Source organism: Anaerocolumna sedimenticola (assembly GCF_009931695.1).
GTDB classification, from domain to species: domain Bacteria; phylum Bacillota; class Clostridia; order Lachnospirales; family Lachnospiraceae; genus Anaerocolumna; species Anaerocolumna sedimenticola.
The window spans coordinates 1,230,869-1,243,732 of sequence record NZ_CP048000.1 but is presented as its reverse complement, the minus strand read 5'-3'; the positions used below and the strand labels follow the sequence as shown (position 1 = coordinate 1,243,732).

The window sequence follows — 12,864 nt, the reverse complement described above, 5'->3', positions numbered from 1 at the left end:
CTTTATTTACAAGGAGCTTCATAACTCCTTAAAAAACAATATTTATTTTATTTAGGAGGTAATTATATATGCCAAAGTATTCAATTGGTGTAGATTTTGGAACATTATCCGGGCGGGCATTACTGGTTAATGTGGAAACTGGGGAAGAATTAGCGGATGCAACCTACGAATATCCCATGGAGTAATGGATGAAACATTACCGGATGGCAGGAAGCTGCCTCCTGACTGGGCACTTCAGCATCCTGCCGATTATCTGGATGTATTTGGGGTTACCATACCTGCCGTATTAAAACAATCCGGTGTATCAGCGGAAGATATTATCGGTGTTGGTATTGATTTCACTGCTTGTACCATTCTTCCGGTTAAGGCTGACGGAACCCCACTTTGCCTGCTGGATAAATACAAAGGTGACCCTCATGCCTATATAAAATTATGGAAACATCATGCCGCACAGGATAAAGCAAATAAGTTAAATCAGATTGCAACCGATATGGAACAGGATTGGTTAGCCAGATATGGCGGAAAGATTTCTTCGGAATGGATGTTTCCAAAAATCTGGCAGATTTTAGACGAAGCCCCTTATATCTATGAAGAAGCTGACTTCTTTATGGAAGCAGCCGATTGGGTTATCTGGCAATTAACCGGTGTACAGACAAGAAACTCCTGTACCGCAGGTTATAAAGCAATGTGGCATAAGCAAAATGGTTATCCGGATAAATCATTTTTTAAAGCTTTGGATCCCAGACTGGAAAATGTAGTTGAAGATAAATTGAACTGTCCGATTACTCCGCTTGGTTCAAAAGCCGGAGAAATTACGGAAAAAGCGGCAAAGCTTACCGGATTAAAAGTTGGTACTGCAGTAGCCGTTGCCAATGTAGATGCTCATGTTACCGTACCAGCCGTTACAATAGACGGCCCCGGAAAATTACTGGCTATTATGGGTACCTCTACCTGCCACATCTTATTAAGTAATGAAGAACATAACGTTCCTGGTATGTGCGGTGTTGTAGAAGACGGCGTATGCCCTGGTTTCTTTGGTTATGAAGCAGGTCAGTCCTGCGTAGGTGACCATTTCGCCTGGTTCGTTGAAAATTGTGTAAGTAAAGAATATTATGATGCGGCTAAAGAGGAAGGCCTTAATATTCATCAGTATTTGACCCAAAAAGCAGAACAATTAAAGCCAGGACAAAGCGGCTTAGTTGCACTTGATTGGTGGAATGGCAACCGTTCCGTATTAGTTGACGTGGATTTAACCGGTATGATTTTAGGTATGACTCTTCAGACGAAACCGGAGGAAATGTACCGCGCTTTAATTGAAGCAACTGCATATGGAACCAGAAAAATTATAGAGACATTCCGTGCAAATGGTGTACCGGTAGATGAATTTTACGCATCCGGCGGAATTTCCCTTAAAAATCCTATGGCGATGCAGATTTATGCCGATATTATCCAGATACCTATTAAAATTGGCGGAACAACCCAGGGTCCTGCTCTTGGCAGCGCAATCTTCGGTGCTGTTGCAGCCGGTTCGGAAAAAGGCGGATATGATGATGTCTTTAAAGCAGGCAGTGTAATGGGTAAACTTCGCGATACCATTTATACTCCAATTCCGGAGAATGCTAAAGTTTACGATTTATTATACGCTGAGTATTCCAAATTACATGATTATTTCGGCCGTGGAGAAAATGATGTAATGAAACGGTTAAAAGAGATTAAAAAACAACAGAGTATTTAAATAATATAAAACCGGATAAACATACCCCATGTTTAACCGGTTTTATGTTAATAATCTTATATGGCATCCTGAAATGTAAGTACTAAACTATTACATAAATAATGCGTAAAAAACGCGATTAAGGAGGTTTGATTTATGTCAGCAATGAAACGTTATGAATTCTGGTTTATTACAGGTTCCCAGCATCTTTACGGCCCGGAGACTCTGAAAGCGGTAGCTTCCCACTCCCAGGTAATTGCAGAAGGTTTAAATGATTCCGGTGTTATACCTTGTTCCGTAATTTATAAACCCATTGTTACCACTCCGGATGAGATTACGAAAGTAATCAAAGAAGCAAACTATGATGAAAAATGCGCCGGTATCATTACCTGGATGCACACTTTTTCCCCTTCTAAAATGTGGATTAACGGATTATCCATTTTAGAAAAACCGTATTGCCACTTTCATACCCAGTTTAACCGTACCATTCCCAATGAAGGAATTGATATGGATTTTATGAATTTAAACCAGTCCGCTCATGGAGACAGGGAACATGGTTTTATCGGGACCAGAATGCGGATACCTAGAAAAGTTGTAGCAGGTTACTGGGAAGATGACGACGTTCAGATAAAAATCGGAAACTGGATGCGTTCTGCTGTCGGCGTTCTTGTAAGTAAAAACCTTAAAGTAATGCGTTTCGGAGATAATATGCGGCAGGTTGCCGTAACAGAAGGCGATAAGGTGGAAGCACAGATTAAATTGGGCTGGCAGGTAAATACCACCGCAGTTGGTGATTTGGTACAGGAAATTAACGCCGTAACGGAAGAACAGGTGGATTCTTTAATAAAGGAATATAAGGAAAAATACATTATTGCAACCGATAATATGGAAGCAGTCCGTTATCAGGCCAAAGCAGAAATTGCAATGAAAAAAATGCTGCAGGAAGCCGGCTGCAGCGCATATACCAATACTTTTGAAGATTTGCACGGCATGGAACAATTACCCGGACTTGCCAGTCAGAGATTAATGGAAGCCGGATACGGATACGGCGGTGAAGGTGACTGGAAAGTATCGGCCATGACCCATATTATGAAACAGATGGCGGATGGACTGGATGGCGGAACTGCATTTATGGAAGATTACACTTATGATTTAACTAAGGGGAATGAATTATCCTTAGGTGCGCATATGCTGGAAGTATGCCCTACCCTTGCAGCGGATAAGCCAAGAATTGAGGTACATCCACTTGGTATCGGAGGAAAAGCCGATCCTGCCCGTCTGGTATTTGAAGGCCATCCCGGTAAAGCAATTGTTGCCTCCTTAGTGGATATGGGCGGCCGCTTCCGACTAATTGTACAGGATGTAGAAGCCGTAAAACCTATCTATGAAATGCCAAATCTTCCGGTTGCCCGTGTTATGTGGAAAGCTATGCCGGATCTTAAAACCGGTGCCGAATGCTGGATCTTGGCCGGAGGCGCCCACCATACGGTATTTTCCTATTCCTTAACGGCAGAACATATGCAGGACTTTGCCGAAATTATGGGTATTGAATACGTTCATATCGGTAAAGATACTACTATAGAAGGGCTAAAACAGCTGTTATTTTTACAGGATATTGCCTGGAAATTAAAATAACGTATTCCGCTCTGAAATTGGGTTAATTGATTTTATATTTTAATAGAATAATTTGTTTAAAAATTGCCTAAATTGATTCCAGTGTTAAATACTCTATGTACATGTATTTTTAAAAATACATGTACATAGATTCTGAATACAAAATTGACCTTCTGACACTCTAATCCTAAATTAGTATAAATTTGAAAGGGAATTACTTATGTTAGAGAATTTAAAAAAACAAGTATTTGAAGCAAACATGTTATTACCCAAATATGGATTGATTACATTTACCTGGGGGAATGTATCCGGAATAGACAGAGAATCCGGTTATATCGTAATTAAGCCTTCCGGTGTGGAATATGACGTTATGAAAGCAGAAGACATGGTTGTAGTCGATTTAAACGGCAACCGCATAGAAGGAAATTTAAATCCCTCCTCCGATACGGCTACTCATATAGAGTTGTATAAAGCATTTCCTGGTATCGGCGGAATCGTACATACTCATTCCCGCTGGGCAACTACCTTTGCTCAGGCCGGACAGGGAATACCTGCTCTGGGCACTACTCATGCAGACTACTTTTACGGAGAAATTCCCTGTACCCGTAAAATGACTCCGGAAGAAATTAATTCTGCTTATGAAAAGGAAACCGGTACTGTAATTATTGAACGGTTTCAGCAAGGTAATATTAAACCGGAGGATGTCCCGGGAGTGGTTGTATACAGCCATGGACCGTTTACCTGGGGAAATGATCCTCATAACGCTGTTCATAATGCTGTTGTTCTGGAAGAGGTAGCATTTATGGCATGGCATAATCTTGTTCTTTCCGGCGGTTCAATACCGCCTATGCAGCAAGAGCTTCTGGATAAACATTACTTACGGAAACACGGTAAAAATGCTTATTATGGGCAGAAAACACCTTCGCAGTTCTGATTAGTTATGAATAGAGAAAGGAACTTCAAAAGTTAATTTATGAACTTTTGAGGTTCCTTTTTTTTTTGGAAAATACAGTTAGTACCCTGTAACCGGTCTACAAACTGAATCTCCAAAATTTGCCGAATTATGAATTCTGAATTTTTATTAAATATCTTATTTTTTCTTGATACAAATCATGAAATAATCTATAATATATGTATTATTTTCATATACTATGATTTGATGTTAGTTGTACAAATGAATGAAATAAAATTATTTTTATAAATTTAAATAAATATATATATAAGTTATAACCTTGAGAACAAGTATATACATTTGATGTATCAAAAAAAATACCATTCGGTTTTCTATAAAGGAGTTACTATGAAAAAGTCAATAGCCATAATAGGCATTCTATGCTTATTATTTGTTAATATATCTACCTGTTATGCCCAACCTGTTTCTAATGCTGTTTCAACCGGTAAAATTAACGAATCAAAGAGTACTAAGTTAAAATGGCCGGATAACAAACCCCATGTTAATTCGGAAGCGGCAATTGTTATGGAAGCATCCACCGGAGCTGTTTTATATTCTAAAAATATCCATAAATCCTATTACCCGGCAAGTATCACTAAAATAATGACGGCTTTATTAGCCATTGAAAATTCATCGCTTGGAGAAACCGTAACTTTTTCGAAAGATGCAATCTATGATGTTGATTTAGACAGCAGCCGTATTGGTATTGATGTTGGCGAAAAACTTACCATAGAGCAGTGTCTTTACGGAATTATGTTGGAATCTGCCAATGAAGTATCTTATGCCATTGCTGAACATATTTCCGGTAACATAGCTTCTTTTGCTGAACTTATGAATAAAAAAGCTGCCGAGCTTGGTTGTACCGATACCCATTTTGTAAATCCCCATGGTTTACCCGATCCAAATCATTATACCTCTGCTTATGATATGGCTTTAATCTCAAAAGCAGCTATTAACAATGATGTGTTCAGGAAAATAACCGGCACAAGAACCTATGCCATTCCTCCGACTAACGTTCAAAATGAGACAAGGTATCTGGCTAACCACCATAAATTTATAAAAGGTGATCTGGATTATGATGGAGTTATCGGCGGTAAAACCGGATACACTTCCAAAGCTTTATATACCTTAGTAACATTTGCAGAACGGGATGGAATGACTTTAATCAGCGTAATTATGCACTGTGACAGTATAGAACATGAATATTCAGATACCGCTAATTTGTTAAATTACGGTTTTGATAATTTCAAAATATATAATATTACCGATAAGGAGAATCCGGATACGGAAGAAACAACTCCTTTATTTACAAAATACAGCCCGTTATTTAGCAGAAATACTTCCCGTCTCCAAATCAGCTCAAAAGGAAATATTGTGCTGCCTAATAACGCAGACTATAAAGATGCCAAAAAAGAAATTGTGCTAAAACCCACAGACAAAATTGCAGATGGCGAAAATGTAATTGGCTCCATTCAATACACATATGGAGATACTTTTGTTGGATCAGCCGATATAATTTATAATAATGTGCCTTCCCAAAACATTTTGAAAGGTTCCTATATTCCAACCCCAACGGCATCGCCTGATTCCGGTAACAGCCAGGCAATTAACCGGTTTGATGATTCCAGTAATTTAAAGCCAATTATCATTGCTATTATCGTTGGATGTATTTTAATAGGTTTCACTTTATATATAGTATTTGTTGAAATACCTTTCCGTAAAAGAAGAAATTCTTACCTTGAAAAAAAAGGCCGGAAAAAACATTACAATAAAAAAGATTATGTAGATTTCTGATTAATAAAACCTCCTAATAATACTTGTTAGTAAACACAACCATGTATTATTAAGAGGTTTTTGCAGTATAGACAGATACAATAATAACAATACAACAGAGGGTCCCCTTGTGAGTTCCACCTGGGGCAGGTTTCATCAGTAATATAGTTCTAATCTGACCAAGATACCTGTGTCACTTAAGTCATATAGGAAGAACTTGTAGAGCAGGTCAGAGGTCGCGAGACCTCTTTCCCCTTTGTCTAAAAATAAATATTTTACCATAAATCCCTTACTTTTCGAAGTTTAGGATTTATTTTGTTGTCGAAAAAAGTAGGACGGCGCCTCAGCAATCTTGAATGTTTATCACATAGATTTGTAAAAAGAATAGCGTGTGATTATTAATCCATTAAGAGACCGTTTGCCGCCATCGGTACTTAGGTTGTGGCAGAATCACTTATCTGCCACGACCTTATGTACCGCTATGTGCGGCAACCGAGTGAGAACGTGTCTCTGTTGGATAATAATCACACGCTATTTCGATACCCTAAAATGTGATAAACATCTCTAATGAAAAAGGGCGCCCATTTAGTGCGACAGCCCTTTCCTTTATCATGCACCTAACTGGATTCGAACCAGCGGCCTACCGCTTAGGAGGCGGTCGCTCTATCCTACTGAGCTATAGATGCATTCACTACCATGTGGCAGCAAAACCATTCTACTATTTTATTTGAATTTAGTCAACCTTAATTCAAACATTTCTCTGAATTAAAATCAATATTTCCCTGTAACCATATATTTCCCTTAAATCTTCTGCCCACAACAGGTTCTCCGAGAAGGTCTTTCTTATTGATAACCACTTGAAATATAACATCATTACAAGATATCATAAGACTATAAACTTCTTCTCCGGTTATTTCATTAATAAGGGTATCCATATCTGTTATGGTTCCTAAAACAGTATAGTTATCTGATTCTGAACCATATGGGGTAAAAGTTGTCTCCACAATTGTATATATATCTTCAACTTTGGCTCTTCGTGATATCATAGCATACATATCGATATCATCAATGGTTAAACTGTCAATTGCTTCCTGATTACCCTTCTTTGCTTCAGCTATTAACTGCCTTCGATACTGTACATCCGCACTATTATTTTTAGCCAATTTCTCATCTAACTCCATAGGAAGAATAATTTTACCGGAAATAGACAAAGCTGATAAATAAATCGGGAATGGTCTGTCTGTTTTATTTTTTCCTTCCATAAAATAATCTACAACATTTTGCAAATAAAATATTAATGACACTCCAAGTCTCACATCATCACACATACCGGTATAAGCTTCCGCGTCAACTCTTTTTATAATAGATGTCTCTTCTTTTGTACTCATATACTGGCTTTTATAAAACGGAAAATAATGTTCCATATAAAACTTACCGTTTGAATCAATTTCGCCTCGTAAGGTTATTCCCATTTGTTTAGAAAACAGTTTGGTTATTTCTGTAAATACTTTATTATTTGGCATATTATATACTTTTTTCTCTGTTGGCTGATCTATGATTATGCCCAACAATTTTTCTAATTCTATCCTATCTGTCACTTCACTAAATCCTATTGCTCTTAAATAACTATGCACAATCATCCACCACCTAACTTTTTATTTAATGGGTATTACCTCATTATATGGAGTCCAGCTTATTTATCATAACCATTATTTTAAAATTTAAACAAATAATATTTATCTATTACTTATATCATATTTTTACGTTATCTGCAAGATTTATTCCTATTTGTAAGAATCAAATGAAACAATGCATCTATTTTACTCTCATTTCATAAAAACAAAAAATTCTTCCATCCAAAAAGATGCTATGAGATGAAAGAATTTCAGCTTAACTATCATAGTTCAATTGTATCCTCAATTATTATAGTTAATTCCTTATTTAGGTCTTTTTCTACCCAGGTTGTATATTTATTGCCATTTACATCTGAGATCATATGTAGAACTGGTCGTGTCGGACTTTTTACGTTTTGCCTTATTACTATTCCTTTTTCACCGGTGTTTGTAATTACTACTGTGCCGTTAGGATATGCTGCAACCGATTCAATAAAACAATTTACAATATCAAAGTCAAACTTTACTCCAGCCTGACTTACTATATAGTCAATTGCATGATGTACTTTCATTTTAGGGCAAAGAAACCCATACACAATACTATCAAAAACATCACATACGGCAACTATTTTACTTCCTATTTTTATTTTATCAGCTTTTTTATGAAACGGATAACCGGACCCATCTAATTTTTCATGATGACATAATATAATATCTTTGGCAGATAACGTTAACCAGTCTTCTTTAATTACGGAGGAATATCCATAAATAACATGCTTCATTAATTCTTTCTGCTCTAATTTATTAAAATCATTATAATTATTATTCATAAAATCAAACTGCATGGAATTGTACCCTATATCATGTAAAAGACTTCCAACAGCTATCTCTCGGACCTTCACTTTTGGTAGTTTCATTCTTAAGGCCAGTAATACTGATAAGGCACAAACGTTTATGGAATGTGAATAGGTGCTTTCACTTTTCCTTCTTACTCCAGATATATTAAAAAGAACTTCAGGCTGTTGAATCATATCTCCGATAATTTGCTCGGCGACTTCTTGAATATTTTCCAATTCTCCATATCCTTGGTAAGAATACTTATCGATTATATTTTTTACTATGTCCTGGCACTGTTCTTTTATCTTTTCTTCTGTATTATCCTCGTCAGCAATCCCCTTGGATAATTCATCTTCAACATAGACATAAAATATATCCAATTCTGTTAGCCTTCTAGCATATTCCTTTTTAATAACCGACCCTGCCGACATGATTACAATTCCACTGTTACTTATGATATCTCTGGCAAGCAATTCATGTCCCTTGATAGAATCAAGTAACATTCTTCTCATATGAAACACCTCGTAATATGAACATTTGCGGATAATGAGCATTTAGCGTAATTGTAATATAATTTCCCGAGGCTTTATTTATCCACCTATATAATACAATATCCAATAAAACAATTAATGTCAATATTATGATTAATTAAAAATTTATTAAAATTGTTATAATTTTAACATATTGCTTTATTTCTTAATATCTGTTTGTATATTATATATATATGTTATCTATGTTTTGGTGAATATGTATATTTATATCGGTTTCTATTTTATTTTTTTTACATTGTTTTGTTGATTATTTATAAGATTTTATTTGACAAAATTCGTATTCTTTGATATATTCAAAGTGTAATAAATATTTACAGCACATTGTTAATAAATTAACATATATTTGATTATTCATTATAGGAGGATTTTAAATTATGAGTGAAAAAAAACAACAACCAACACCTCAGGAACATGTTGATTTACTGGTTAAAAATGCGCAAGTAGCTTTAAAAGAATTCATGAATTATGATCAGGCAACTATTGATAACATTGTACATGAAATGGCTTTAGCCGGACTCGCTAAACAACAGGTCTTAGCTAAGATGGCAGTTGAAGAAACAGGAAGAGGTATTTATGAAGATAAGATAACCAAAAATATATTTGCTACTGAATATATCTGGCATTCTATTAAATACCAAAAAACTGTTGGTATTATTGAAGATAACGAAGAAGAAGATTATATGATGGTTGCTGAACCAATCGGTATCGTTGCCGGTGTTACACCTGTTACTAATCCTACTTCTACCACTATGTTTAAAATCATCTCTTGTATTAAGACACGTAATCCCATTATTTTTGGCTTTCATCCAAGTGCACAGCAGTGTTCCAAAGCAGCTGCTCAAACATTATTAGATGCGGCAATAAATGCCGGTGCTCCTAAAAATTGTATTCAATGGATTGAATACCCATCTGTAGAGGCTACTTCTGTTCTTATGAATCATCCTGGTGTTGCTTGCATCTTAGCTACCGGTGGCCCTGGAATGGTTAAGGCGGCATATTCATCAGGAAAACCTGCTCTTGGTGTAGGACCTGGTAATGTTCCTTGCTTTATTGAAAAAACAGCTGTATTAAAAAGAGCCGTTAACGATTTAGTATTATCCAAATCTTTTGATAATGGTATGATATGTGCTTCCGAACAGGCTGCTATTATTGAAGCCCCTGTATATAAAGAAGTAATAGACTTAATGAAAAAAGCCGGCTGTTATTTTGCAACAAAAGAAGAAATCAAGAAACTGGAACCTGTTGTTATTAATTTGGAGAAAAGATCCGTTAACCCTGATATAGTTGGTCAATCACCGGTAAAAATAGCAGCATTAGCTGGATTTACAATCCCGAAAGATACTAAAATTTTATGTACCGAATTAGATGGAGTCGGCAAAGATTACCCTCTTTCTATTGAAAAATTATCACCGGTCTTAGCTGTTGCCAAAGCTAATGATGTGGAAGACGGATTAGTATTATGTGAAAAGATGCTTGCAAATGGTGGTATGGGACACTCTTCCGTATTACATTCCACTGATTCAAAGGTTATTGAAGAATTCTCTAACCGAATGAAAACCGGACGTATCATAATTAATTCTCCGTCTACTCATGGTGCTATCGGTGACTTATATAATACAAATATGCCTTCTCTGACACTTGGATGCGGTTCTTACGGCGGTAATTCAACTACTCATAATGTATCTGCTGTAGATCTTGTAAACGTTAAGCGAGTAGCTAAGAGGAGAAATAATATGCAATGGTTTAAAGTTCCAAGTAAAATTTACTTTGAGTCCGGATCAACTGCTTACTTATCAAAAATGCCCAACATCAACAAAGCTTTTATCGTAACAGACCCTGCCATGACTCAGTTAGGATATGTAAATAAAGTATTATATCAATTAAGAAAAAGAGAAGAATATGTACACTGCGAAATCTTCGATCAGGTTGAACCGGATCCATCTTTAGAAACAATCATGAAAGGTGTAGATTCCATGAATAAGTTCAAACCGGACGTAATAATTGCTTTGGGTGGCGGTTCTGCTATTGACGCTGCAAAAGGTATGTGGTTATTTTATGAGAATCCGGAAGCTGATTTCAAGAATATGTCACTAAAATTCCTGGATATCAGAAAGAGAACTTATAAATTCCCTCAGCTTGGAAAGAAGGCTAAATTAGTAGCAATTCCTACTACTTCCGGTACAGGATCCGAAGTTACCTCTTTCGCTGTTATATCAGATAAAACTGAGAACAAAAAATATCCTTTAGCAGACTACGAGTTAACACCGGATGTTGCAATCATCGATCCTGATTTCGTAATGTCCGTTCCTAAAAAATCAACTGCTTGGACAGGAATGGATGTTTTAACTCATGCAATTGAAGCTTATATATCAATTCTAGCATCAGACTATACGGATGCACTTGCTATTCATGCAATTGAAATGGTATTTAATTATCTGAAGAAATCTTATGAATTTGGAGCTAATGACCCGGTAGCTCGTGAAAAAATGCATAATGCATCCACTATAGCCGGTATGGCATTTACTAACGCTTTCCTTGGTATCAACCACTCTTTAGCTCATAAACTTGGCGGAGAATATCATGTTCCTCATGGATGTGCAAATGCAATTTTATTACCACATGTAGTTCGTTATAATGGGACCTCCTGCCCAACTAAGTTTACTTCATGGCCAAAATATGAAAATTACATTGTTGGTGATAAGATCTTTTCCTTGATGAATAAACTTGGTTTTAAACCAAAAAATAATGATGATGCGGTTGAAATTCTTGCAACTGAAATTGAGAAGTTAAATGCTTTCTTAGAAATACCTGCAACTTTAAAAGAATATGGTATTAACGAAAAAGATTTCTTATCCAAAGTTGGTTCACTTGCAGATTTAGCATTCGGTGATCAGTGTACAACTGCTAATCCCAGACTTCCTCTTGTTTCAGAACTTGAAGAATTATATATGATTGCATACTATGGAAAAGATAATGTACCTGTTAAGAAATAATTGATGTATTAGTTAAGTATTTAATAATTGGTATATAAAAGAGATTAAGTATTTTGCTTAACCGCAAAACTATTAATTCTTAGTTTCACTATTAACTTTAAAATTTATAATGTAAAACCGCATTAAACTGTTAAAAGAAATACTGTATATTTAGAAAAATAAAGGGAGCATCCCAAAGTTTGTGTAAACCTTCAAATTGATGTAAAATAAAATTACTCAGTTTGGAGGTTTTTTTTACGGCTAAAAAAAGAAGGGATGAGTCTCCCGCAAGACAAGCTCAACGTAAAATGATGAGCGGATACCTGAAAGAAAATCCAGTTAAGAATGGAACGGATGTTAATGCACTTATGCGAGAAATGATGTCTGTTATCCTGAAAGGCAGCTTGGATGGTGAAATGGATGAGGAACTTGGTTATTCTAAGTATGATTATCGGAATAAAGAAATCGATAACAGCAGAAACGGTTACAACACGATAATCATGCATACCAGTTATGGTGATATGGACTTAGATATTCCCCGGGATCGGGCTGTTTATCGTTTCGTCTAAACTTATTTTACAGAGTTTCTCATATTGTCTTAATAGTACTACATAAAATCCTTGAAAAGCAGTCAAGGTAAAGATTCCAGCCTATACGGTGTTTCATGGATTTAATAAAATTTTATAGCTCCAAAATATCTGTAACACAAAATTTGAAACGGTCCCAAATAAGTTCATATAGAAAAGAAGTCTTCTCTATGCAATTATTTTGATCAGGGAGACTTCTTCTTTTACTTATATCTTCAATTTCTTATTTTTCTATTTCTATTTCTTATTTT

General features: G+C 35.9%; 7 protein-coding genes, 1 tRNA gene and 1 pseudogene. 6 read left to right on the top strand and 3 right to left on the bottom strand.

Features of this window, described 5'->3' with window-relative positions:
* Positions 1-184: 184 nt before the first annotated feature.
* The 4 genes from araB to Ana3638_RS05525 all read left to right on the top strand — a co-directional run bounded on the left by araB (position 185) and on the right by Ana3638_RS05525 (position 6,074).
* Entirely contained in the window at positions 185-1,735 is a 1,551-nt protein-coding gene (gene araB, locus Ana3638_RS05540; RefSeq protein ID WP_330587875.1) for a ribulokinase, read from the top strand.
* 135 nt (positions 1,736-1,870) lie between these two features.
* On the top strand, positions 1,871-3,349 hold the full coding sequence (gene araA, locus Ana3638_RS05535) for an L-arabinose isomerase (protein WP_330587874.1): 1,479 nt from the start codon (positions 1,871-1,873) through the stop codon (positions 3,347-3,349).
* 199 nt (positions 3,350-3,548) lie between these two features.
* On the top strand, positions 3,549-4,262 hold the full coding sequence (gene araD, locus Ana3638_RS05530; RefSeq protein WP_161837137.1) for an L-ribulose-5-phosphate 4-epimerase: 714 nt from the start codon (positions 3,549-3,551) through the stop codon (positions 4,260-4,262).
* 366 nt (positions 4,263-4,628) lie between these two features.
* Entirely contained in the window at positions 4,629-6,074 is a 1,446-nt protein-coding gene (locus tag Ana3638_RS05525) for a D-alanyl-D-alanine carboxypeptidase family protein (RefSeq protein ID WP_161837136.1), read from the top strand.
* Between the two features lie 591 nt (positions 6,075-6,665).
* On the opposite strand, the gene Ana3638_RS05520 is transcribed toward Ana3638_RS05525, so the two are convergent.
* From Ana3638_RS05520 to Ana3638_RS05510, 3 genes are all read right to left on the bottom strand, one after another.
* A tRNA-Arg gene (locus Ana3638_RS05520) sits at positions 6,666-6,739 on the bottom strand.
* Between the two features lie 57 nt (positions 6,740-6,796).
* Positions 6,797-7,687, bottom strand: a complete 891-nt coding sequence (locus tag Ana3638_RS05515) for a DUF3881 family protein (protein WP_161837135.1) — start codon at positions 7,685-7,687, stop codon at positions 6,797-6,799.
* Positions 7,688-7,950: 263 nt separating this feature from the next.
* Positions 7,951-9,015, bottom strand: coding sequence for an HD-GYP domain-containing protein (locus tag Ana3638_RS05510; RefSeq protein WP_161837134.1), 1,065 nt, complete (start codon positions 9,013-9,015; stop codon positions 7,951-7,953).
* Positions 9,016-9,428: 413 nt separating this feature from the next.
* Here Ana3638_RS05510 and adhE point away from each other — a divergent pair, with 413 nt between their 5' ends.
* Complete coding sequence (gene adhE / locus Ana3638_RS05505; RefSeq protein ID WP_161837133.1) at positions 9,429-12,047, top strand: bifunctional acetaldehyde-CoA/alcohol dehydrogenase; 2,619 nt, start codon at positions 9,429-9,431, stop codon at positions 12,045-12,047.
* 287 nt (positions 12,048-12,334) lie between these two features.
* Positions 12,335-12,574, top strand: a pseudogene (locus Ana3638_RS05500) (transposase); the annotation flags it as partial.
* Between the last annotated feature and the right edge of the window lie 290 nt (positions 12,575-12,864).

Excerpts from the sequence above, each read along its gene's own strand:
- Ana3638_RS05510 (WP_161837134.1), bottom strand. The coding sequence starts at position 9,015 with ATGAGAAGAATGTTACTTGATTCTATCAAGGGACATGAATTGCTTGCC.
- araD (WP_161837137.1), top strand. The coding sequence starts at position 3,549 with ATGTTAGAGAATTTAAAAAAACAAGTATTTGAAGCAAACATGTTATTA.
- araA (WP_330587874.1), top strand. The coding sequence starts at position 1,871 with ATGTCAGCAATGAAACGTTATGAATTCTGGTTTATTACAGGTTCCCAG.
- Ana3638_RS05525 (WP_161837136.1), top strand. The coding sequence starts at position 4,629 with ATGAAAAAGTCAATAGCCATAATAGGCATTCTATGCTTATTATTTGTT.
- adhE (WP_161837133.1), top strand. The coding sequence starts at position 9,429 with ATGAGTGAAAAAAAACAACAACCAACACCTCAGGAACATGTTGATTTA.
- araB (WP_330587875.1), top strand. The coding sequence starts at position 185 with ATGGATGAAACATTACCGGATGGCAGGAAGCTGCCTCCTGACTGGGCA.